The sequence below is a fragment of the Patulibacter americanus DSM 16676 genome, from assembly GCF_000420025.1.
In the GTDB taxonomy this organism is placed as follows: domain Bacteria; phylum Actinomycetota; class Thermoleophilia; order Solirubrobacterales; family Solirubrobacteraceae; genus Patulibacter; species Patulibacter americanus.
Genome location: NZ_ATUD01000003.1, coordinates 146,838 through 169,710 on the forward strand (window position 1 = coordinate 146,838; position 22,873 = coordinate 169,710).

The window sequence follows — 22,873 nt, forward strand, 5'->3', positions numbered from 1 at the left end:
CGGGGTATCCAAACGGACGATGACCCAGATCGAGCGCACCGGGCACACCCGGCAGACCGGGCTGCTGCCCACGCTACGCCGCACGTGGAGCGAGTTCTCCGAGGACCGCCTGACCGACGCGGCCGCGGCGCTCACGTACTACGGCGTCCTGTCGATGTTCCCGGCGCTGATCGCGCTGGTCTCGCTCGTCGGCGTGTTCGCCGACCCGCAGCAGACGACGAACGCCATCCAGGACGTGGTCGGTCAGCTCGGGCCGTCGTCCGCGGTGCAGACGTTCGCCGAGCCGATCCGCTCCATCACCTCGAAGCCGGGCACCTCGGGCGTGATGCTCTTCGTCGGCCTCGCCTCGGCGCTGTGGTCCGCGTCCGGGTACGTCGGAGCGTTCATGCGGATCTCGAACGTGATCTACGAGGTCGACGAGGGCCGGCCGATCTACAAGCTGCGCCCGCTGCAGATGCTCGTCACGCTCGTGATGCTGCTGCTGCTCGTGGTCGCCGCGCTGGCGGTCATCGTCTCCGGCCCGCTGGCCGACGCCATCGGCGGGGCCATCGGGCTCTCGGACACCTTCGTCACCGTCTTCTCCATCGCGAAGTGGCCCGTGCTGCTCGTGATCGTGATGGCCATGGTCTCCGTCCTCTACTGGGCGTCGCCCAACGCCAAGCTCCCCGGCTTCAAGTTCGTCACCGTCGGTTCCGCGCTGGCCGTGATCGTGTGGGTGATCGGGTCGCTGCTCTTCGCCTTCTACGTCGCGAACTTCGGCTCCTACGACAAGACCTACGGCACCCTCGGCGGGGTCGTCGTCTTCCTCGTCTGGCTGTGGCTCACGAACGTGGCGATCCTGCTGGGCCACCAGCTCAACGCCGAGCGCGCCCGCACGGAGCAGATCGAGGACGGCGTCCCGGACGCCGAGCGCGAGCTGCAGATCCCCGAGCGCGACGCCCCGGACCGCGACAAGCGCCCCAAGTCCGCGTAGAGAGAGGGGGCGGGCCCCGCCCCGAGCGTCTCGGGCCGGGCCGCGTCTGACGGCGTCGGGGCTCGTGGCGCCCGCGGGGGAGCGGGTCCCGCCCCCGATGGGTCGCGGGCTGGGGCGCGGATGTGAAGGGTTCGGTGTCCGGCGTTTGGTCGCCGTCGGCGCCGGGCAGCGGTCCGGGCACGAGGGGTGCGCCCACGGCCCGCCCCGCCCGAACGAAGGACACCGCATGATCCTGCGCATCGATCGCTGGCTCGCCGAGCTGCCGCCCCCCACCACCCCCGACCCCGCCCAGGCGAAGGTCGTCCAGGAGCTGATGGGCGGGAAGTTCGGCGAGATGTCGACCTTCCTGAACTACACGTTCCAGTCGTTCAACTTCCGCGAGCGCCAGGCCGCCCGCCCGTTCTACGACCTGATCTCGAACATCGCCGCCGAGGAGTTCGGGCACATCGAGCTCGTCGCCGCGACGATCAACTCGATGCTCACGGACGAGCGGAGCATCAAGGACGAGGTCGACGTCCAGAAGTCGCCGCTGCTCGGCCTGGCCGACATCCCCGGCAACCCGCACCACTTCGTCAACGGCGGGAAGGGCGCGCTGCCGCAGGACTCCCGCGGCCTGCCGTGGACGGGCGACAACGTCGTCTCGACCGGCGACCTGCTGTTCGACCTGACGCACAACTACTTCCTCGAGACGGGCGCCCGCTCCGGCAAGCTCCGCGTCTACGAGGCCTGCGACCACCCGGCCGCCCGCGCGCTGACGGGCTACCTGCTCGTCCGCGGCGGCGTCCACCAGGTCGCCTACGCCCGCGCGGTGGAGAACCTCACGGGCTCCGACCTCACGAAGCTCTTCCCCGGGCCGCGCGTGCCGTCGGACAAGATCAAGGAGTCGCGCCCCTACATCGAGAAGGGCGACCACCGCCGCCTCTACCGGTTCTCCCCGAACGACTACCAGGAGCTCTCGGCGGTCTTCAACGGCAACCACCCCGAGACGGGCGAGCCGCTCGAGGTCGTCGACGAGGACCCGTCCCTGCGTCCGCTCCCGCTGGACCTGCCGGCCCAGAACGACGTCTTCGCGCCGAGCTACTCCACGGAGGAGATCCGCGAGATCGCCGACGCGCTGCGCAAGAAGGCCGGCCTGCCGGACGAGGTCATCGGCGAGGTCGCCAACCCCGGCAAGTAGCACCCGGGCCGGGCATCCCGGCGGCGGCGGGCGGGTATGCACCGTCCGACGCCGCCTGGCCGCCCGGGCCGCCGTACCTCTGCCGCCGCGGCGCCCGACCGGTCCCCCGACGCACCCCTGGAGCCCCGTGAAGACCATCGAAGAGACCCCCACCCACCCCGCGAACTACGCGCTGATCTCGGCCGTGTACGCCGCGGCCCTCGCCGGCACCGTCGCGATCTCGCGGCGCACGGGCGAGTCCCCGGGCGGTCCGGAGCTCCTGCCGATCGGCCTGGCGACCTTCACCTTCACCCGCGTCCTCACGGAGCAGAAGGTCGAGGAGTGGCTGCGGCGGCCCTTCGTCGAGGAGCCGACGCCCGGCGAGAAGCGGCCCCGCGGCACCGGCATGCGCTACGCCATCGGCGAGCTGCTCTCGTGCAAGCGCTGCTCCGGGGCCTGGGTCGGCCTGGGGCTCGTGGCCCTGCGGACCGCCTCGCCCACCGCCGGCCGCCTGGCCGCCGCGGTCGGGACCGTGGGCACCGTCAACGACGTCTCGCTGGCCGGGTTCGCGTGGCTGACCTCGCGCGCGAACGTGGCCGAGGCGGAGGCCGAGCAGGCCCAGGAGGCACCCGCGCCGCCCGTCGCCGCTGCCGCGGAGCGCGCCGCCGCCTGACCAGGACGTGCGCCGTGCGACGATCCCGCGGTGGACGCCCGGGATCAGCCGCTCGCCGTCGAGGAGGTCGCCGAGGGGGCGACGCGCATCGCGCTCGCCGTCCCCGGTCTGGCCGACGGGGTCAACGTGCACCTGCTCACGGGGGCGGGTCCGACGACGCTGGTCGACGCCGCGATGCCGCTGCCGGGCGCGCTGGACGCGCTGGGGGCGGGGATCGCCGCGGCCGGGTCGTCCCTCGACGCGGTGGAGCAGGTCCTGCTCACGCACCACCACGCCGACCACATCGGCCTGGCCGGCGAGCTCGCGCACCGCACCGGGGCGACGCTCCTGGCGCTCGGCGGCGTCGCCGACGTGTTGCGGAGCCCGGCGGAGCACTTCGCCCTCGAGCTGGCGTGGGCCGAGTCCCACACCGCCCGCCACGGCGCCCCCGACGCGCTGCTCGACCGCACCCGCGGCGCACAGGGCCTGATCGGCGCCGTGCGCCCCGTCGACGATGTCCACGAGCTGCGGGAGGGCGACGTCGTCCGCGCCGGCAGGCTCGACCTCGCCGTCCTGCACCGGCCCGGCCACAGCCCCACCGACACGCTGTTCGTCGACGGGGACCGGGGCGTCGCGCTCGTGGGCGACCACCTCTTCCGCGCCGCGCCGCTCACCCCCGTCCTCGGCTCGATGCTCGCCCCGGAGGCCCGCCCGGCCGCGACCTACCTGCAGGCCCTGGACGAGACGACGCAGCGCCGGGCGTTCCTCACGCTGCCCGGCCACGGCCCGGCCGTCCCCGACCCGGGCGCCCTCGTCGCCGACCGCCGCGGCGCGCTGGACCGCCGTACCGGCCGCGTCCTCCAGGCCCTCGGCGAGGAGCCCGTGAGCACCTGGGACCTGGGCCTGCAGGTGTGGCGGGGCGTGCCGTCGGCCGCGCACGGGCTGACGCGGCTCGCGGCGCTCCTGGCGTCTCTCGAGCTGCTCGAAGACGTCGGCCACGCGGCGCGGGCGGGCGGCCCGGACGCCGTCGCCTGGGTGCGCGGCCCCGACGCCCCGTGAGCGGGGAGGGACCCGCCGCGGAGGACCCGGGCCGACCCCGGTCGCCCCGGACCGACGGCGCCGAGGCCCGCGCGGCCGGCGCCCACCCCGACCCCCACGGCGCCGAGCCCGGCGTCGTCGGCTGGGTCCTGGCCTACGGCAGCCTCGTCGACCCGCACGACCCGCTCGTCCGGCGGCTCTCCGCCGCCGGTCGCGCGGTGCCCGGCGACGTGCGCGGCATGCGGCGCACGTGGGTCGCCGGCATGGAGAACCGGGCGGTGGAGAACGACGCCAAGCACTACGTCGACCCGGGCGGCGGGCGTCCCGACGTCGTCGTGGTCACGCTCTCCGCCGACGAGGCTCCGGATACGTCGCTGCCCGTCCTCGCGCTCCCCGTCGACGCGGCCGGCCTGGTCCGGACGGACGCCCGCGAGGCCCGGTACGACCGGGTCGAGGTCGGGGAGCGGTTCTCGGCGGCGCTGCCCGGACCGGTGTGGATCTACCGGGCGACGGAGCGGGCCCGCGAGCGCACGACGACCGCCGCCGCGGCCGGCCGCGCGGTGGTCAGCGCCGGCTACGTCGCCCGCGTGGAGCGCGCGTTCCGCGCCCGCGGCGAGGCGACGTGGCGGGCGTTCCGCGCCTCGACGGACGACCCGCCGTACCCGCGCCGCGACCTGCGGCTGCGGTACGGGGCGGACCCGGGCGCGGGCCGCCCCGGCTGACCGGCCACCGCGCCCCGGGGCCGGGCCGACCGGCCACCGTGCGGGCCTGACTCGCCGGGGCCGGCGCCGGCCCGCTGGGCGTCGCGGCCGCTCAGCGCCGCGGCGGCCGGTCGTCGTCGCGACCGGGACGACGGTCCTCGACGAGCCGACGGCGGAACAGCCCGTAGGCGAAGAGGACGGCGGCCAGCAGCACGCCGAAGACGATCGAGGCCACCCAGCTGTCCGTCACGACGAGGCGCCAGAAGCCCGCGCCGAGCACGAACGCGACGACGGCCTCGAGCACGCGCCCGGTGGTGTCGGGCGGCGGCACCTCGCCGTTCTCGACGTTGAACGTCTTCTGCACCTGTTCCCGGATGCTCGGGCGCTTGCGACTCATGCCTGACCGGCCTCCTCGACCTCTCCCTCGACTTCGAGCAGGACGTCGCGCAGCTCCTGCAGCTGCGCCTCGTCCGGCTCCGCCCACAACCCGCGATCGGCGGCCTCGAGCAGCCGCTCGGCGATGGAGCGCAAGGCCCACGGGCTCGACCCGGACAGGAACGCCCGGACGTCGGGGTCCTGGACGTAGCGCTCCGTGACCTTCTCGTACATCCAGTCCTCGACCACGCCCGCGGTGGCGTCGTAGCCGAAGAGGTAGTCCACGGTGACGGAGAGCTCCATCGCGCCCTTGTAGCCGTGGCGGATCATCCCGGCGACCCAGCGCGGGTTCAGCACGCGGGAGCGGACGACCCGGCGGGCCTCCTCGCTCAGCGTGCGGGTCTCCACCGTCGTCGGGTCGGCGGAGTCGCCGAGCCACGCCTTGGGCTCCTGGCCGGTGATCGCCTTGACCATCGCGACCATCCCGCCGTGGTACTGGAAGTACCCGTCGGAGTCGAAGATGTCGTGCTCGCGGGTGTCGAGGTTCTTCACCGCCACCTCGATCCGGCCGAACTGCTCGCGCATCGACGCGTGCGCCTCGGCGCCGTCGAGGCCCTTGCCGTACGCGTAGCCGCCCCACGCCTCATAGACGGCGGCGAGATCGCCCTGGTCGTGCCAGGAGCGGTTGTCGACGAGCTCGAGCAGCCCCGCGCCGTACGTGCCGGGCTTCGAGCCGAAGATGCGGGTCGTCGCGCGCCGGCGCGCCTGCGCGCGGTCCGGGTCGGACGCGGCGGTGCCCGACGCGCCCGCGTCGCCGCCCGACGCCCCGAGGTCGAGCCCGTCGGCGCCGCCCGCGGCCGTCGTGGAGGCGCCGCCGGTCGCCGCCTGGTCCAGCAGCGCGGCCAGCAGCCGCGCCTCGTCCTCGCGCACGTGTTTGGCGACGAAGTTCTGCTCGTCGTCCTCGTCGAGCGCCGCCACGGTCGCGACGGCCTCGTCGATCAGCGTGATGAGCTGCGGGAACGCGTCGCGGAAGAAGCCCGAGATGCGGACGGTGACGTCGATGCGCGGGCGGCCGAGCTCCTCGAGCGGGATCACCCGCAGCGACGTGACGCGCCGCGTCTCGCGGTGCCACACCGGCTCCACGCCGAGCAGCGCGAAGATCTCCGCGATGTCGTCGCCGTGGGTGCGCATGTTGGCCGTGCCCCAGACGACGATGCCGATCTGCTCCGGCGGGCGGCCCTCCTCCTCGACGTGCCGGCGCACGAGGTCCTCGGCCAGGCGGCGGCCCGTGTCCCAGGACAGCTCGCTCGGCAGCGCCTTCGGGTCGACCCCGTAGAAGTTGCGCCCCGTCGGCAGCACGTCGAGGCGGCCGCGGGTGGGGGAGCCGGAGGGGCCCGACGGGACGTAGCGGCCGTTGAGCGCGCCGACCACGTGCTCGAGCTCCTCCGTCGAGCGGCCGATCCGCGGGACGACCTCGCCGGCGGCGTAGCGCAGCACGCGCTCCGTCTCGGCGTGGCCCCGCCCGAGCACGCGCTGGGTGAGGTCGCGGACGGCGGCGGCGTCCGTGGTCCAGCCCGCGTCGCCGAGCGCGTCGATCAGCGCGCGCTGCGCGGCGTCGAGCCGGTCGACGACGTCGCCGCCCGTGGCCGCGGGGCCGGGGAACCGGTCGACGAGCGCGAGCAGATCGGGGTCGTCCGCGGCGGGGAGGACCGGAGCCGGGTCATCGGCCCCCGGGGAGGCGTCGCCGGTCGATGTGACGTTCTCCCCCGTGGTGGAGGACAACGTTGCGTCCATCGCCGACGCGTCGGCGTCGCCCCGGCCGCTCGCCACGAGACGCGTCCCGCCCGCCCGCACGAGGGCGTCCTCGTCCAGGCCGAACGCGCGGCCGACCACCACGCGCAGGCCGGGCAGGTCGCCCGAGCCCAGGCGCATGATCGCCACGGCCAGGCCGCGCAGCTGCTCCTCCTCGGGCACGCGGCCCAGGACGTGCAGGCCGTCCCGGACCTGCAGGTCCTTGATGGAGCAGAGGTACGTGTCGATGTCCGAGACCAGGTGCTCGAGCCGGTGCTGCAACTCCGCGGCGTCCGCGCCGGCGCCGGCGGCCTGGAAGCTCGCCACCTCGTCGTCGTGCAGGCCGAGGTCGTGGTGGAGGTCGGCGGAGTGCACGACCTCCCAGATCCGCCGCGCCAACGCCGGCAGCTTCTCGGGGTCGAGCGCCTCGATGCGCACGTACTCGTCGAGCAGGTGCTCGAGCTCCTGCAGCTCGTCGTAGGTCTCCGCGCGCATCATCGGGGGGACGAGGTGGTCGACGATCGTCGCGTGCACCCGGCGCTTGGACTGCACGCCCTCGCCCGGGTCGTTGACCACGAAGGGGTAGACGAGCGGCATCGAGCCGAGGATCGCGTCGGGGTGGTCGTCGGCGGAGAGCCCGATCGACTTGCCCGGCAGCCACTCGAGCGTGCCGTGCTTGCCCAGGTGCACCATCGCGTCGGCGCCCCACACGGCCTCGAGCCAGCGGTAGACCGCGAAGTAGTGGTGCGGGGCGGCGCGCTCGGCGTCGTGGGAGAGCGCGGCGGCGTCCTCCTCGCTCGTCGCGCGCGGCGGCTGGATGGCGACGAAGACGTTGCCGAGCTCGAGGCCCGCGACGACGACGTCCCCCTCGTGGGTGTACTGCGGCTCGATGTCCGCCCGGCCGCCGGCCACCCACCGGCCGTCCACGAAGCCCGGCCCGTGGTCGCGCTCGACGATGGAACGCAGGCCGGGGGAGAGGGTCGCGAACCACGCCGCGTAGTCCGCGCCGGGCAGGCGGTAGGGGTTGGCGGCGAGCTGGTCGTCCGTGAGCAGCTCCGGGTCGTGGCCGCCGCGGCGGATCAGCGCGTGGATCAGCGCCTCGCCCGCGGCGGTCGCCTCGGCCGGCGTGATCGTCTCCGCGTCGAGCGCGGCCTGCAGCTCGGGGACGGCGGAAGCGTCGACCTCCTGGCCGTCCACGATCAGCGCGCGCAGCAGCTCGACGGCCGAGGCCGGGGTGTCGAGGCCGACGGCGTTGCCGATGCGGGAGTGCTTCGTCGGCGAGCTCGAGAGCACGATCGCGATCCGCCGCTGCTGTGCGGGGAGGTGCCGCAGGCGGGCGTGGCGGACGGCGAGGCCGGCGACGCGGCGCGCGCGGTCCGGATCCGCCACGTAGCGCATGATCGGCGTGTCGACGTCGGGCAGCGACGCGTCGCTCCCCGGCTCGCCGGCGGCCTCGCGCTCCTTGAAGGAGACGACGCCGCCGAGCACGCGGCCGTCGAACTCGGGGATCGCGACCTGCATCGCGACGTCCAGCGGCGTCAGGCCGGCGGGGTTGGCGAGCCAGCGCTCACGGGGCTGCGTCGCTGCGGCGGCCTGGATGACCGGGACGCCGAGCTCCTCGAGCCGCGCGACGTCCCACGTCTGCCACGCGTCGTTGCGGCCGTCGTCGGCCTCCGGGTCGGCGTCGGCGTTCTGGTCGCCGGCGTTCGAGCCGCCCGAGGCCAGCACGGTGGTGAGCAGCGCGTCGACGATCGGCGCCCCGGCGTCGCCATCCTCCGTGACGAGGTCGAGCGCGGCGATCCGCCCGTCGGGACCGGGGCGCAGCGAGGAGCACCAGATCGGCAGCGGCACGCCGCCCTCGGCGGCCACGGCCTCGGCGATCGCGGCGACGAACCCCGTGTTCCCGGCCGTGCGGTGGGAGCGGTAGAAGACGATGCCGATCACCGGACGCGGGGCGCCGTCGGTGTCCGACGCGGCGTCGTCGGCCGCGATCCGCTCCCGCGCCGCGCGCAGAGCCTCGTCGACGGCGACGTCGCCGAGCTCCGGATCCCACGCGCTGTGGTCGGCCAGCTCGCGCGGCGGGTCGAACCCGTCGCCGCGCAGCAGCAGCGTGTCGCCGAGGAAGCGCAGGAGCGACGCGGTGTTCTCCACGCCGCCGTGGCGCAGGTAGTCGTGCGCCTGGGCCACGACGCCGGGCGCGACGGTGGAGCGGGCGGCCAGCTCGGCGTCGGGCTCGGACTCGCCGCCGACGGCCACGAGGGCGATGCCCCCCGCCACGCAGCGCTCGTGGAGCAGGTCGAACCCGGCCTCCCACGCCCGCCGGCCACCGAGCAGCCGGACGAGCACGACGCGGGCGCCGTCGCAGACCTCGTCGACGAGCGCCCGCGGGTCCGCGTGCTGCGTCGGGTTCGCGCAGCGGAGCGCGGGGAAGTCCTCCGGCAGGCCCGGCAAGGCGGCCGCCGCCGCCAGGATCTCGGTGTCGGCGGTGGTGAGGAAGCGCAGCACGAGGCGCCGACGATAGCGGGGCCCGCACAGCGTCGAGGCCCGGAAGCCCAGTCAGTACGGCGCGCCGGGGACGGGCGTGCGAGGATGCCTGCGTGCAGCGGCGGCGGCACAGCTCGCCCGAAGAGGACGGGCCAGCACGGCGCGCGGAGGCGGTCGTAGAGGCACGGGCTCCCGTGTTCCCACCCGACCCCAACTTCGCCCCCAACGCGACGGGGCACCCGTTCCCGCGCGACCCTTCGGCGCCACAGCCGGAGCCGAGCGGGCCGCCGCGCGACGAGGAGGCCCCGGTCACCCACGGGATCCTCCGCCGGGTGGTCATCGGCGTCGTCGTCCTGATCGTCGTGATCGTCGCGTTCCGCCTGCTGGCGCCGCACGTCGGCTTCCTCGGCGACACGTGGGAGAAGGTCCGGCAGGGCGATCCCGTGTGGCTCGTCGTGGCGGTCGTCCTCGAGGTGCTCTCCTTCGCGGGCTACGTGTGGGTGTTCAACGCGACGGCCCGGCGCTCCGGCCTGCGGCTCCCGCGGTTCACGAGCTGGCGGATCGTGCTCGCCGGCGTCGCCGCCACCCGCCTGCTGGCCACCGCCGGGGCGGGCGGCATCGCGTCGACGACGTTCGCCCTGCGTCGCCAGGGCCTCGACGCCCGCCACGCCGCCGCCACGGTGACGGCCCAGATCGCGATCACCTACGTGTGGTTCATCGCGCTCATCGCCATCTTCGGCGTGGTCCTGTTCGGCCTGGGGCACGGGCACGCCGCGATCACGATCATCCCGGCCGGCATCGCCGTCGCGATCATCGCCGTCGCGATTGCCGGCCGGCCCCTGCTCCGCAAGCTCGCCGACCGCACGTCGGAGCGCGAGGGCCGCGTCGCCCGCCTGCTCGCCTCGATCCCGGGCACGCTCGACGACGCCGTCCACACCGTCACGACCCTCGTCAAGGAGCGCGACCTCGCCGTCGTCGGCGGCGCGCTCTGGTGGATCGCCGACGGTGCCGTCCTCTGGGCCGCCTGCCACGCCTTCGGCGCGTCGCCCAACGTGCTCGACGTCTTCATGGCCTACCTGCTCGGCCAGGTCGCCAACCTGCTCCCCGTGCCGGGCGGGCTCGGCGTCGAGGCCGGCCTGCTGGGCATGCTCATCGCCTTCGGGGTCACGGGAGGCGTCGCCGTGCTCGCGAGCCTGACGCAGCGCCTCGTGTCGACCTGGCTGCCGGCCATCCCGGGTGCGATCGCCCTGGCGGCCATCGGCAAGCCGTCGCCGGACGCGGAGATCGTGGCGGTCGACGAGGACGACCCACCACCGGGGCGCACCGCCGCCACGGCCTGACCCGGCCGCCGCTCCCGTCCGCCCTCGCCGGGCTCCGCTCCGGGGTGCGCCGGCGGACGGCCGTCGACGCTGATCCTACGGAGGCGTAGGATGCGCGGCATGAGCCCGTTCCGGTCCCGGACCCGCGTCGTCGCCGCCTCCGCCCTGCTCGCGGGCGGGGCCGCCTGGGCGGGCACGCTCGTCACCGACCGCCGGCGGGTGGGGGACGACCCGGCGCGCGACGCCCTGGCCCACGAGCTCGTGGGCCGGCCACTCCAGGTTCGCGCCGGCGACGGCACCCCGCTGCGGGTGCGCGTGTTCGGGCCCGAGGGCGCCCCGACCGTCGTCCTCGTGCACGGCTGGACCTGCGCCCTGGAGTTCTGGACGCTGCAGATCCAGGCGCTGATGGGGGAGCTGCGCGTCGTCGCCTACGACCTGCGCGGCCACGGGGGCAGCGCCCCCTCGAGCGGCGGCGACTACTCCATCGAGGCCTACCGTGACGACCTCGAGAGCGTGCTTCGCGCCGCCGTGCCCGAGGGCGAGCGGGCCGTGCTCGTCGGCCACTCCCTCGGCGCGATGACGATCGTCGCCTGGGCCGCCGAGCACCAGGACGAGCTCGTCGCCCGCGTCTCCGCCGTCGGCCTCTTCTCGACCGGCGTCGGCGACCTCATCTCGTCGTCCCTGATCCTCCCGGCGCCCGGCATCGGCCCGCGCGTGCAGCAGGAGATCGGCCAGCTCTTCCTCGGCAGCCGCGCCCCGATCCCCAAGCGCACCACGCCGATCAGCTCCCGCGTCGTCCGGTACGTCGCGCTCTGCGGGGCCGCGAGCCCGGCGACCGTCGCGTTCTGCGAGCGGATGGTGCTGAGCTGCCCGCGTGACGTGCGGGCGAACACCGGCAGCACGATCTCCCGCGTGGAGCTGCTGGACGGCCTGGACGCCATCGACGTGCCGACGATCGTGCTGGTGGGGAAGGCCGACCGCCTGACGCCGCCGGTGCACGCCGAGCGGATGACGCCGCGGCTCTCCCACCTGCTCGAGATGGTCGAGCTGCCCGACGTCGGCCACATGGCCCCGGTCGAGGCCCCGGAGCGCACGACCCGCGCGATCCGCGACCTCGTCGCCGCGGGCGGCGGAGCGGCCGCGCCGGCCTCGGAGGTCCCGCCCGCCCGCGCCGCGGGTTGAGCGCTCAGATCAGGCGCTTGCCCGAGACCATGTCGGCGGCGCGGCGCGCGATGAGCAGCCGCAGCGGGTCGTCCGCCGCGAGGCCCTCGAGCGTCGCCTGCAGGCTGACGGGGTAGGGCGCCTCACGCGGGATGATGCGCGTCATCCAGTCGACGAACCCGAGCAGGCGCTCGCGCGGGTAGTCCTCGGGGCGCTGGAGCATGAGCCGCGCGCCCTCCTCGGCGTTGCCGATCAGCATGCGCGAGACGAGGTCGAGGTCGATGTCCGTCGCGCTCCGGCGGACCGCGAGGCCGACCTCCAGCAGGTCCTTCGCCAGGTGGACGACGCCCTCGCGGATCTCCTCGACCTTGTGGCGGATGACCTCGGGCGTGCCCTCGACGGGGTGGAGGATGAGGATCCAGCGGCGCGGGTTCTCCTGCACCGCGTCGAGGAACGTCTCGAGCGCCTGCTTGAGGACGTCGTCGGGGTCCTGGTCGAGCCACGGCGGCGCGGGGATCGCGCTGGCGAGCTCGGCCAGCGTGCGCTGCTCCTCGCGCTCGATGAGCCCCGCCAGGAGCTCGGCGCGGTTGGCGAAGAAGTCGTAGACGACCGGCTTGGTGACGCCGGCGGCGCGGGCGACGGACTCCATGGAGACGTCGTCGAAGGAGCGCGCGTCCGTGACCAGCTCGAGCGTGGTGTCCAGGAGCTGCTCCCGGCGCTCCGCCGGCGGCAGCCGCGGCGCGGGGCGACGTCGTGCGCTGGTGCGGGGGCGGGAGGACACCCGTCCAGTCTTGCACGTGACCCGACGCACAGTGGACTACGGGTTCGTAGGTACGGTAGCGTAGGTACGGAACCGTAGGAAGCCCTCAGGAGACTGCGTTGTCCACCATCCTCGCCCAGGCCGTGGCCCCCGCCGGAGGCGGCGCGCCACTGGACCAGATCGCCATCGTCGCCGTCGCCACGGCCGGCGTGACGCTCCTCGTGATGGCCCTCATCGTGCGCTGGCGCACCGGGCACGCGGCCCCGCTGCGCGCGCTCGCCGGGTTCGCCGAGCGCAGCACCGGAATCCCGGGGTGGGCCGCGGTACCCGCCGTCCTCGGCGTGCTCTTCGGCGCCTGCGCGCTGTTCGGCGTCACCTGGGACGTCGCCCTCCACATGGACGAGGGGCGCGACGAGGGGCCGCTGGGCACCGCCGCGCACTACCCCATCCTCGTCGGCCTGCTCGGGCTGTTCCAGGCCGGCCTGCTCTCCGTCGGCATGGCCCCGGCCCGGCCGAACGAGAGCTCGCGCTCGGCGCTGCGCATCCGCGGCCTCTGGCCCGTCCCGCGCTCCGCGGCGCTGATGCTCGCCGCCTCGGGGCTCGCGTTCATGGGCTTCCCGCTCGACGACGGCTGGCACCGGCTCTTCGGGCAGGACGTGACCCTGTGGGGCCCGACCCACGTGATGATGATCGCCTGCGCCGTGCTCGGCGTGATCGCGGCGCTCACGCTGCTGGTCGAGGGCGCCCGGGTCGCGGGCCGCGACCTCCTGCACCCCGGCGGCGTCGCGATGCGCCCGCTGCCCGTCCTCTTCGGCGCCGTCACGCTGCTTGGCTGGGCGATCCTGCTCGGCGAGTTCGACTGGGGCCTGCCGCAGTACCGGCTGGTCTGGCACCCGATGCTGCTCGCCTTCGCCGCCGCGCAGGGCCTCGTCATGGCCCGGGTCTGGGGCGGCCGCGGCGCGGCGCTCGCCGCCTGGGCGCTGTACTTCCCGCTGCTCGGCGCGCTCAGCCTGATCGTCGGCGGCCCGCTCGGGCAGTCGCTCCCGTCGCTTCCGCTGTTCCTCGTCCAGGCCGTGGCCGTCGAGCTCGTCGCCCTGAGCGCCCTGGGTCGCTCGCCGGTGCGCTTCGGTGCCGTGGCCGGCGTGCTGGCCGGCACCGTCGGGTTCGCCGGCGAGTACGGCTGGTCGCACCTGACGATGCGCCTTCCGTGGACCCCGGCGCTGCTGCCCGAGGGCGTGCCGGTGGCGATCGTGGCCGGCGTGGCCGGCGGCGTGCTGGGTGCCGTGTTCGCCCAGTCGCTCATGGGCACGCTGCCCGCCACTCGCGGCCCGCGGGTCGCGGCGATCCTCGCTTCGATCGCGGCCGTCGGGCTCGGCGTGAACGCCCTGGCCGTCTCCACGCCCGACGACGTCACCGCCACGGTGACGACGACGGACGTCCGCACGACGCCGGGCCCCGGGTACGGCGGCGCGCAGCCGACGGCCCACGTGCGCGTCACGTTCGACCCGCCGTCGATCGCGGAGGACGCCCACTGGGTCACCGCGACGGCGTGGCAGGGCAAGGGCACCTACGTCAACCGCCTGCGGCGCCAGGCCGACGGGTCGTGGGTCACCACGGAGCGCGCCCCCGTCGCCGGCAACTGGAAGACGATGGTCCGGGTGCACTCCGGCCGGACGATGCTCGCGGCGCCGGTGTTCATGCGCCGCGACGACGCGATCAGCTTCCCCGGCGTCCCGCTGCGCGACACCGCCACGCGCGCCATGGTCCCCGACCACGAGCTCTTCCAGGTCGAGCGCAAGGACGACATCCCGACGTGGCTGTGGACGCCGGCGATCATCCTGGTCCTCGGCATGGTCGGCGTGCTCGCCTACGCCACGGGCCGCGTCGCCGCCAACGTCGGCCGGGAGGGCCGCCCGTCCCCGGCGGTCGCCGTCGGGCCGGGCTGGCTGGGCCGCACCACGGGCGTGGCGCTCGACTGGCTCCGCGCCCACGCGCCCGTCCTGCGCCACGGGGGGCCGGCGACGTGAGCCCGCTGCTGGCCACGGTGCTCGTCGTGGCCCACCACCTGGACGGCGCGCTCGCCCTCGCGTTCGCGCTGCCGCCGATCCTCGTGGTCGGCGGGGCCGTCCTCTGGCTGCGCCGGCGCGAGCCGAGCGCGGACGAGGAGTTCGAGTGGAGCGCCGAGGACGACGAGCTCGTCCACGGGCGCCCCTGATCGCGAAGGGCGCCGGGGCCGAGAGGGACGACGGAGCGCGCGGGGGGTCTCTGGGCTTCTAGGCCGGAGCGACGGCCACCGGCGAGGGCCGGAAGGCCACCACGAACCGCGCCCCGCCCAGGGGCGCGTCCTCCACGCGCACGGCGGCGCCGTGGTGGCCGGCCTGCTGGGCGACGATCGCGAGGCCGAGGCCGCTGCCGGGGCAGTCCGTCCCGGCCAGCCGGGTGAAGGGGACGAAGACGCCCTCCCGGTCCTCCTCGGGCACCCCGGGTCCGTCGTCGTCGACGGTCAGCACCGGCCCCGTCCTGCGATCCCCGGCGCTCAGCGTGATGGCGACCCGTCCGCCGGGGCGTCCGTGGCGGATCGCGTTCTCGACGAGGTTGCCGGCCACGGAGCGCAGCCCCGGCTCCCAGCCGTGCACCACGACCTCGGCCTCCGGCAGGTCGAGCTCCAGCCGGACCCCGGGGTGGCGCTCCTCGGCGGAGCGCACCACCCGCGCGACGACGTCGGTGAGGTCGACCTCGTCGTGGTCGACCGCGTTGGCGTCCCCGCGGGCCAGGGCCTGCAGGCCGTCGAGCAGGTCGACGAGCCTCCGCTGCTCGCTCAGCGCGTCCTCCACGATCATCGCCCGGGTGGACGGGTCCATCGTCGGGTGACGCTCGATCGTCGACAGCGCCGCCTGCACGCTCGTCAGCGGCGTGCGCAGCTCGTGGCCCGCGTCCGCCGCGAACCGGCGCGTCGCCTCGAGGGCGAGGGTGCGGTCGTGGGCGGAGCGCCCGAGCCGCTCGAGCATCGCGTTGAAGGAGCCGGCGAGGGAACGGATCTCGCGCGGGCCGCTGGTCGGCACCCGGCGATCGAGGTCGGCCTCGTGCTCCACCTGCCGCGCGTGGCCGCGCAGTCGCCGCAGGGGCCGCAGCACGAGGTCGGCCGCCAGCCACGTGCCGAGCCCGGCCACGAGCAGCATGGCCGCGCCGATCGCGACCAGCGTCCGTCGCAGGCGCGCCTGTCGCCGTTCGACGGGGCGCAGGTCCGTGGTCGCCTGCTGGCGCGCGCGCTCCTGGGGCAGCCGGTCCTTCACCGGTTCGGTGAAGACGCGCAGTCGTCGCCCGCCGACGAGGCGGGTGGTGTAGCCGAGCGGTGTCGACCCCAGGCCGGGCAGCGGCACGCCGGCGCGGAAGAGCTCGGCGCCGGCGTAGGTCACCCGGAGCGAGCTGCCCGTGGCGCGCAGCACGCGGTCGAGCTGCTCGTCCTCCTCGTCGTCGCTCTGGTCGTCGATCGCCTGCTGGGCGTAGTCGTCCGAGAGCTCCGCCGTGCGGCGTAGGCGGTCGTCGAGGCCCTGGCGCTCGGCGCGGTTCGCCTCGCGGGCGACGTACCAACCGCCGACGACGAGCACCACCGCCAGGACGGCCAGGACGCCGAGGGTCAGCCGGCTGCGGAGGGACTGGAGCGGCACGCCCGCAGCCTACGGGCGGAGCACGAACCCGACACCGCGGACCGTGTGGAGCACCCGCGGCTCGCCCCCGGCCTCGAGCTTGCGCCGGAGGTACCCGACGAACACGTCGGCGACGTTCGTGCCCGGATCGAACGTGTAGCCCCACACGTCCTCGTGCATCGTCCGCCGGTCGAGGATCTCGTTCGGATGGCGGAGGAACAGCCGGAGCAGGTCGAACTCCCGCCGCGTCAGCTCGAGGTCGCGCTCGCCGCGCGCGGCCGTGTGGGTCGCGGGGCAGAGCGTCAGGTCGCCGGCCACGAGCCGCTCGTCCTCGCCGGGCGGACGCCGCCGCAGCAGCGCGTTGAGCCGCGCGACGACCTCCTCGAGCGCGAACGGCTTGACGACGTAGTCGTCGGCCCCGCATTCCAGGCCGCGCACGCGGTCGTCGACCTCGTCGCGCGCCGACAGCACGCACACCGGGACCTGCTCACCCGCGGCGCGCAGCCGGCGCAGCACCTCGAGCCCGTCGAGGTCGGGCATCGTCAGGTCCAGCAGCATCGCGGCGGGCCGGACGCGGGGGACGGCCTCGAGCGCCGCGCGGCCGCCCGAGGCGGGGACGACGGAGAAGCCCTCGAGGTCCAGCCCGACGGCCAGCGTGCGGCGGATGCTGGCGTCGTCGTCGACGAGCAGCACGACCGGCCGCCCCGCGGCCTCAGCGCTGGATGACACGTTCGCAGCCCTGCACGCGGTCGAGGCCGCGGTCGATGGTCACGGTGTCGCGTCCCGGGCCGCAGTTGATGGTGTCGGCCGCGCCGTCCCGCGCGTTGATCGTGTCGTTCCCGCCGCCGCCGTTGATGACGTCGGACCCGGAGCCGCCCGTGATGCGGTCGCCGCTGCCGCCGCCGAGGATGACGTCGTTGCCGCTCCCGCCGTTGATGCTGTCGGGACCCGTGTCCCCGGTGATGTTGTCGTTGCCGCTGCCGCCGCTGAGGACATCGCGGCCGCCGCGGCCCCGGATCGTGTCGTCGCCGCCCCGGCCGCTGATCCGGTCGTTGCCGTTCGTGCCCTGGAGGACGTCGTTGCCGTTGGTCCCGGTGCGGGTGACGGCCTCGGCCGTGGTGGCCACGCCGCCGAAGAGGCACAGGGACACGAGAAGAGCGATGGGGCGGCGCATGGCGAGCTCCGGGGGGTCGGGGGCGGCGCCGCGGGGGAGGTCGGCGCGCGTAGGGGCCATCCTGTCACGCCCGTGCGTATGGGGTACGGCGTTCTCACACGCCTCTCATGGTGGGTGAGGGGCGGGTGAGGAAGCCCCCACGGCGGCCTCCCCGTGAGGGAGAACTGTCGTGCACCCCCGACAGGAGCGATCCCCCATGAAGCGCACCACCCACCGCCGCGCGGCCGTCCTGGCAGCGACCGTCCTCGCCGTCCTTCCCGCCTCCGCCCTGGCGGCCGGCGTCACGGGGACGGGCACGGGCGCGGGCGACCGACTCGTCGGCACCCGTGGCGCGGACCGCATCGACGGCGCCGGCGGCAACGACCGGATCTTCGGCCTCGCCGGCGCCGACACGCTGATCGGCGCCGCGGGCGACGACCGCGTCTTCGGCGCGGCCGGCGCCGACACGCTGCTCGGCGCGTCCGGGAACGACTGGCTCAACGGCGGCGCCGGGAACGACCAGCTCACCGGCGACGCGAACGACACCGGGGATCGCACGTCCTACGACCGCCTCTTCGGCGCCGCGGGCGACGACGTCCTGCGCGGCGGCGATTCGCACGACCGCCTCTTCGGCGGCGCCGGCGACGACCGGGCGTTCGGCGAGCGCGGCCGGGACCGCGTCGCGGGCGGCGTCGGGAACGACGCGATCGACGGCGGCGCCGGCGACGACACGCTCTTCGCCAACCGCGGCGTCGACACGGTCTCCGGCGGCGACGGCGACGACGTGCTCTGGGCCCTGGCCCGCAAGGACGTGACGCCCGGCCCGAACGGCGAGGTCGACGCGACGGCCGACACCCTCGACGGCGGGGCCGGCAACGACCGCATCCGCACCCGCGACGGCGAGGCCGACCGCGTGACCTGCGGCGAGGGTCGCGACCGCGCGGACCTCGACACCGTCGACGTCATCGCCGACGCGACCGCGATCAACCCCAACGGCTCCTGCGAGACCGTCGTCCGCCGCGCGCCGAAGGCGGGCGACTCCCGCAGCGAGGACCAGCAGGAGGCGCCGAAGGACGAGCGCGTCGAGCAGTAGGGCGGGCGCTCAGGCCTCGGGTTCGGGGTCGACGAAGTCGCCCGGCTGCTTCGTGAACGCGGCCTGCGCCGCGGCCATCTGGTTCTTCGAGCCGAGCAGCGCGACCTGCAGCTCCGTCTCGAGCAGCAGGCTCGGGGCGTCGTCCTGGTCCCACGCCTCGTTCAGCAGGCGCTTGCCGGCGCGGATGGCGTCCGGCGACTTCGCCGCGATCGTCGCGGCCAGCTCCCGCGCGGCGGCGAGCGGGTCGTCGGCGGTGCGGGTCGCGAGGCCGAGCTCGACCGCCTCGGTCCCGGACACGATCCGGCCGGTGAACGTCAGCTCCTTCGCGACGTCCTGCCGGACGAGCGGGGGCAGGGTCACCGTCAGGCCCATGTCGGGCACCAGGCCCCACTTGATCTCCATCACGGAGAGCTTGGCGTCCGGGGCCGCGATCCGGATGTCGGCGCCCAGCGCGATCTGCAGCCCGCCGCCGAAGCAGTTGCCGTGCACCGCGGCGATCACGGGGACGGGCACCAGGCGCCAGTCGTAGGCGACGGCCTGCGCCAGGTTCGCGAGCACCCCGTCGGGCCGGTCGCCGAGGGCCTCCATGCCGATCGGGCTGTCCTCCGCGAAGAAGCTGGCCACGTCCAGGCCGGCGCAGAAGCTCGGCCCGTCGCCCGACAGCACGACGGCGCGCAGGCCGGCGATGCGGCGCACGTCGCGCGCGGCGTCGCGGAGGGCGAGGAACATCGCCCCGTCCAGGCCGTTGTGCTTGTCGCCCCGTACGAGGCGCACGTGCGCGACGTGGTCCTGGGTCTCGATCGTCACCCGCTGGTCCGTCATGCGCCGCATTCTGGCTGGTCGGCCCCCGGTCGGGGGGACGGTCGACCCCGGATGCCCTCTGGTGGGGCCGCGGGCGCCCCTGGCCCGGTCCGGGCGCCCCCCCGTCGGCCGACGGTCGGTGCCGCGACGCCCGAGGCCCACCGTCGCGCGGCCGCCGGTTGCCCGCCCGCCGCGCCGGGCACTCTGTAGCCGTGCGCGCCTTCGCCTGTTCCGTCTGCCGTCGTCTCGTGACGTTCGAAGGCTCGCTGTGCCTGCACTGCGGGGCCGACCTGGCCTTCGACCCCGGGGCGGCCGAGATCGTCGGGCTCCGCACCGGGGTGGCCCAGCACGAGGGCGACGGCGTCGAGGTCGTCCCGGGCGACACGGACGCGCCCGTCGAGCGCTGGCGTTGCGCGAACGCCGAGCTCATCGGCTGCAACTGGCTGGCGGCCGCCGACGGCGAGCTGTGCGCGAGCTGCACCCTCACCCGCACCCGTCCGGCGGACGGCGACGCGGAGGGCCTGGAGCGGTTCGCGAGTGCGGAGCGCTCCAAGCGGCGGCTGATCTTCGAGCTGCGGGAGCTCGGCCTGCCGGTGGTGGACGGTCAGGGGACGGACGGCGGGCTGGTCTTCGAGCTGCTCTCGAGCGCGAACGCCCCGGTCACCACGGGCCACGCCGACGGGGTCATCACGATGGACCTGGCCGAGGAGGACGACGCCCACCGCGAGACGATGCGCCTGCAGCTGCACGAGCGCTACCGCACCGTCCTCGGGCACCTGCGCCACGAGGTCGGCCACTGGTACTGGACGGTCCTGGTCGAGGGCGCCCTGGCCCCGGACGACGACGACCACCGGGCCCTCGTGGAGCGGGCCCGCGAGCTCTTCGGCGACGAGCGCGAGGACTACGGCGCGGCGCTGGACCGCCACTACGCGCAGGGCGCGCCGGAGGACTGGCCCGCACGCCACGTGAGCGCCTACTCCACGATGCACCCCGCCGAGGACTGGGCGGAGACCTTCGCGCACTACCTGCACCTGTGGGACGCGCTGCAGACCGCGGCGTCGTACCGGGTGGCGGTGGCCGGGCCCGAGCACGTGGCCGACCCGGCGGGCACCTTCGCCGGGCGCATCGAGGCGCCGCGCGTGGGGCGGTTCCCCGAGGCGCTCGAGCAGTGGCTTCCGCTCTCCTACGCCCTGAACGCCCTGAACCGCAGCCTCGGCAACGAGGACCTCTACCCGTTCGTCCTCGCGCCCCCGGTCGTCGAGAAGCTCGCGTTCGTCGACCGCGCGGTGGCGCTGGCGGCCGGGCGATAGGGGCGGGCCGTGACCCCGCTCCCGCAAGGCGCCGTGCAGGATCGCCGCGGCAGCGCGGTCGGCGGGGGCGGCGGGCTACCGTCAGACGCGAGAGATGCCCGAACCCCGTCGTCCCCGGCCCTCCCGTCCCGTCCCCCCGAAGGGGTCCGGGGCGGGCGCCGGCCCCGCCCGCCGTCCGCGCCCCGCGGCCCCCGCTCCCGGTGCACCCCGGGCCCCGCGCCCGGGTGACGCCGGGACCTCGCGTTCCGGGGGCCGCCCGCCGCGGAGGCTGCCCGTCGACGGCCGGATCCTGGCCGTCTCGCTCGTGCTGCTCGTGGTGCTGGCGGTGCTGCTCACGTCGATCGGGGTGAAGACGACGCACGCGAACGAGGCGCTGCCGGGGACCCGCGTGGCGGGCATCGAGGTCGCGGGCGCCGACGCCACGACGATCGCGCGCCGGCTGCGGCCCGTGCTCACCGCCCAGCGCACCGTCCTCCTGCGGGCCGACGGCAGGCTCCTGCGCGTCAAGGCCTCCGACCTGGGGTACGCCATCGACCTGTCGGGCACCGCGGACGCGGCCGTCCGGGCCGGCCGGGGCGGGGTCGTCGGGCCCCTGCGTGGGCTCGTCTCCACCCGCGACGTCCCGGTGCGCGCGCGCTTCGACGACGCGCGGACGGCCAAGGCCATCGACGGCGTCGCCGCACGGGTCAGCCGCGACGCGTTCGCCGGCACCCTGCGGGTCGACGACGAGACGCTCGAGGTCTCGACGACGAAGCCCCGCCCGGGCCGGACGATCGACGCCGACCGCCTGCGCGACCTGGTGCGCCGTGAGCTGCTGGCGGGCCGGCGCGGCCCGATCGACGTGCCGCTGAAGGCCGTCCCCGCGGTCTCGGCCGGCCGCCTGCAGACCATCGCGGCCGACGCCGAGGAGTACCTGCAGGGGGGCCTGCGGCTCACGGGCGCCGGGAAGCCGATCGAGCTCTCCGCCGGGGAGACGGCCGAGATCCTCGCCCTCGAGAGCCAGGACGACGGCCGCCGCGCGCGTCTGGGGGCCGGCGGGGAGGGCCTCAGCGCCCTTCTGGACCGCGTCGTGCGCAACGGCGGACGCCAGGCGCGCAACGCGCGGGTCAGCGCGCCCGCGACCGCGGGCAGCCTGACGGACAAGGGCGACGTCTCGTGGTCCCCCAAGCGCGTCTCGGTCTCCGTGCGCCCCGCCCGCTCCGGGCGCGAGGTCGACCGCGAGCGCCTCGCCTCGCGCGTGCGCGCCGCCGTCCGCACGGGCCGCCACACCGTCCGGGTGCCCCGCAAGAGCAAGCCGGCGGACGTCACGACCGCGGCCGCGCGGAAGGTCAAGTACCTCATCGGCACGTTCACGACGCCGTACGTCGCGGGTCAGCCGCGCGTCACGAACATCCGGCAGATGGCCCGCACGGTCGACGGCACGCTGATCCCCGTCGGCGGCACGTTCTCGCTCAACGGCATCACGGGCGAGCGCACGAAGGCCAAGGGCTACGTCGAGGCCCCGTTCATCGCGAACAACAAGATCGAGCCCTCCGTCGGCGGCGGCGTCTCGCAGTTCTCCACCACGATCTACAACGCCGCGTACTTCGCGGGCCTGCAGCTCGACGCCTACCGCGCGCACAGCCTCTACATCGATCGCTATCCGCCGGGCCGCGAGTCGACGCTGAACTTCCCCGACATCGACCTGCGCTGGACGAACGACACGGACGCCCCCGTCCTCGTCCGCACGTCATACGACGACGCGGGCGTCACGGTCTCGCTCTACGGGAACAACGGCGGGCGCCGCGTGAGCGCCAAGGCGGGCGAGCGGCAGGCGGCCGACGGCGGCGACTTCTCCATCACCGTCACCCGCACCGTCCGCTACGCCGACGGCCGCAAGGCCTCGCAGCCGCTGACGACGCGGTACGAGAAGGAGCAGAAGGGCGAGACGGAGTAGCGGCGCGGCGGTCGCCGGCCGTTAGGGTCGGCCCATGAGCGACGAGATCACCACCGCCCGGCTGCAGGAGACCGCCCCGGAGCGCTTCGTCCGGCTCCGGAAGCCCCTCGGCGTCACGAGCTTCGGGATCAACCAGATGCTCCTCGAGCCTGGACAGCGCATGCGCATCCACCTGCACGAGCAGCAGGAGGAGGTCTACCTCGTGCTCGCCGGCCGCCTGACGATCGTGGTGGAGGGCGAGGACCGCGAGTTCGGGCCCGACGAGCTCGTCCGGATCCCGCCGCACGTGCGCCGTCAGCTCGTCAACCGCGGACCCGAGCGGGTCTCGCTGCTCGCCCTCGGGGGCTCCGGCGACCACGAGCCGCGCGACGCCAAGGCGTTCCACGACTGGGACGGCGAGCCGCAGGACGTGGCCGACGTGCCGCTCCCCGACGACCTGCCCGAGGCCGAGCGGCGCGGGTAGGGGAGGGCCCCCCGCGGGCGGCACACGAGGCGGCTCCGAGGGCTCCGCCCGGCCGGACGG

20 protein-coding genes are annotated in these 22,873 nt (G+C 75.3%); 13 read left to right on the forward strand and 7 right to left on the reverse strand.

Going from position 1 to position 22,873, the window contains the following annotated elements; translation table 11 throughout:
* Nucleotides 1–19: 19 nt before the first annotated feature.
* From F593_RS23185 to F593_RS0107105, 5 genes are all read left to right on the forward strand, one after another.
* Nucleotides 20–973 carry a YihY/virulence factor BrkB family protein gene (locus tag F593_RS23185; RefSeq protein WP_022928062.1) on the forward strand — a complete coding sequence of 318 codons (954 nt, stop codon included), beginning with the start codon at nt 20–22 and terminating at the stop codon, nt 971–973.
* Nucleotides 974–1,199: 226 nt separating this feature from the next.
* Nucleotides 1,200–2,150, forward strand: a complete 951-nt coding sequence (locus F593_RS23190; protein ID WP_022928063.1) for a manganese catalase family protein — start codon at nt 1,200–1,202, stop codon at nt 2,148–2,150.
* Between the two features lie 127 nt (nt 2,151–2,277).
* Nucleotides 2,278–2,802 (forward strand): DUF1360 domain-containing protein, encoded by a 525-nt coding sequence (locus F593_RS23195; protein WP_022928064.1) that lies wholly within the window; start codon nt 2,278–2,280, stop codon nt 2,800–2,802.
* A 30-nt stretch (nt 2,803–2,832) separates the two neighbouring features.
* Nucleotides 2,833–3,840 (forward strand): MBL fold metallo-hydrolase, encoded by a 1,008-nt coding sequence (locus F593_RS0107100; protein WP_022928065.1) that lies wholly within the window; start codon nt 2,833–2,835, stop codon nt 3,838–3,840.
* On the forward strand, nt 3,837–4,541 hold the full coding sequence (locus tag F593_RS0107105; RefSeq protein WP_022928066.1) for a hypothetical protein: 705 nt from the start codon (nt 3,837–3,839) through the stop codon (nt 4,539–4,541). The genes F593_RS0107100 and F593_RS0107105 overlap by 4 nt, the downstream gene beginning before the upstream one ends.
* 91 nt (nt 4,542–4,632) lie before the next feature.
* Here the strand turns inward: F593_RS0107105 and F593_RS0107110 are convergent, their stop codons facing one another.
* Nucleotides 4,633–4,917, reverse strand: coding sequence for a hypothetical protein (locus F593_RS0107110; protein ID WP_157251638.1), 285 nt, complete (start codon nt 4,915–4,917; stop codon nt 4,633–4,635).
* Complete coding sequence (gene cobN / locus F593_RS0107115) at nt 4,914–9,191, reverse strand: cobaltochelatase subunit CobN (RefSeq protein ID WP_022928068.1); 4,278 nt, start codon at nt 9,189–9,191, stop codon at nt 4,914–4,916. Before cobN ends, F593_RS0107110 begins: the two co-directional genes overlap by 4 nt.
* A gap of 173 nt (nt 9,192–9,364) precedes the next feature.
* Between cobN and F593_RS23200 the strand changes: the two genes are divergently transcribed.
* Entirely contained in the window at nt 9,365–10,510 is a 1,146-nt protein-coding gene (locus F593_RS23200) for a lysylphosphatidylglycerol synthase transmembrane domain-containing protein (protein WP_022928069.1), read from the forward strand.
* Nucleotides 10,511–10,609: 99 nt separating this feature from the next.
* A complete protein-coding gene (locus tag F593_RS23205) occupies nt 10,610–11,671 on the forward strand; it encodes an alpha/beta fold hydrolase (protein WP_022928070.1) in 1,062 nt (353 codons plus the stop codon).
* Between the two features lie 4 nt (nt 11,672–11,675).
* Here the strand turns inward: F593_RS23205 and F593_RS23210 are convergent, their stop codons facing one another.
* Nucleotides 11,676–12,431 (reverse strand): TetR/AcrR family transcriptional regulator, encoded by a 756-nt coding sequence (locus F593_RS23210; RefSeq protein WP_022928071.1) that lies wholly within the window; start codon nt 12,429–12,431, stop codon nt 11,676–11,678.
* A 98-nt stretch (nt 12,432–12,529) separates the two neighbouring features.
* Between F593_RS23210 and F593_RS23215 the strand changes: the two genes are divergently transcribed.
* Both F593_RS23215 and F593_RS0107140 read left to right on the forward strand, forming a co-directional pair.
* Nucleotides 12,530–14,437 carry a hypothetical protein gene (locus F593_RS23215; RefSeq protein WP_022928072.1) on the forward strand — a complete coding sequence of 636 codons (1,908 nt, stop codon included), beginning with the start codon at nt 12,530–12,532 and terminating at the stop codon, nt 14,435–14,437.
* Nucleotides 14,434–14,625 carry a hypothetical protein gene (locus tag F593_RS0107140; protein WP_022928073.1) on the forward strand — a complete coding sequence of 64 codons (192 nt, stop codon included), beginning with the start codon at nt 14,434–14,436 and terminating at the stop codon, nt 14,623–14,625. The genes F593_RS23215 and F593_RS0107140 overlap by 4 nt, the downstream gene beginning before the upstream one ends.
* A 58-nt stretch (nt 14,626–14,683) precedes the next feature.
* Here F593_RS0107140 and F593_RS0107145 read toward each other — a convergent pair whose 3' ends face one another.
* The 3 genes from F593_RS0107145 to F593_RS23220 are packed head-to-tail and all read right to left on the reverse strand — an operon-like array spanning nt 14,684 to nt 17,231.
* Nucleotides 14,684–16,078, reverse strand: coding sequence for a HAMP domain-containing sensor histidine kinase (locus F593_RS0107145; RefSeq protein WP_022928074.1), 1,395 nt, complete (start codon nt 16,076–16,078; stop codon nt 14,684–14,686).
* 9 nt (nt 16,079–16,087) lie between these two features.
* Nucleotides 16,088–16,786, reverse strand: coding sequence for a response regulator transcription factor (locus F593_RS0107150; RefSeq protein WP_084629639.1), 699 nt, complete (start codon nt 16,784–16,786; stop codon nt 16,088–16,090).
* Nucleotides 16,770–17,231 (reverse strand): calcium-binding protein, encoded by a 462-nt coding sequence (locus F593_RS23220; RefSeq protein WP_169449169.1) that lies wholly within the window; start codon nt 17,229–17,231, stop codon nt 16,770–16,772. Before F593_RS23220 ends, F593_RS0107150 begins: the two co-directional genes overlap by 17 nt.
* Nucleotides 17,232–17,427: 196 nt before the next feature.
* On the opposite strand from F593_RS23220, the gene F593_RS23225 reads away from it, so the two are divergent.
* Nucleotides 17,428–18,303, forward strand: coding sequence for a calcium-binding protein (locus F593_RS23225; protein ID WP_022928077.1), 876 nt, complete (start codon nt 17,428–17,430; stop codon nt 18,301–18,303).
* 9 nt (nt 18,304–18,312) lie between these two features.
* Here F593_RS23225 and F593_RS0107165 read toward each other — a convergent pair whose 3' ends face one another.
* Complete coding sequence (locus F593_RS0107165; protein ID WP_022928078.1) at nt 18,313–19,125, reverse strand: crotonase/enoyl-CoA hydratase family protein; 813 nt, start codon at nt 19,123–19,125, stop codon at nt 18,313–18,315.
* Between the two features lie 191 nt (nt 19,126–19,316).
* On the opposite strand from F593_RS0107165, the gene F593_RS0107170 reads away from it, so the two are divergent.
* The 3 genes from F593_RS0107170 (at nt 19,317) to F593_RS27920 (ending at nt 22,813) form a co-directional block, all read left to right on the forward strand.
* Nucleotides 19,317–20,414 (forward strand): zinc-binding metallopeptidase family protein, encoded by a 1,098-nt coding sequence (locus F593_RS0107170; RefSeq protein ID WP_022928079.1) that lies wholly within the window; start codon nt 19,317–19,319, stop codon nt 20,412–20,414.
* 304 nt (nt 20,415–20,718) lie between these two features.
* Nucleotides 20,719–22,350, forward strand: a complete 1,632-nt coding sequence (locus F593_RS27915; protein WP_022928080.1) for a VanW family protein — start codon at nt 20,719–20,721, stop codon at nt 22,348–22,350.
* Nucleotides 22,351–22,384: 34 nt separating this feature from the next.
* A complete protein-coding gene (locus tag F593_RS27920; protein ID WP_022928081.1) occupies nt 22,385–22,813 on the forward strand; it encodes a cupin domain-containing protein in 429 nt (142 codons plus the stop codon).
* Nucleotides 22,814–22,873: the final 60 nt, after the last annotated feature.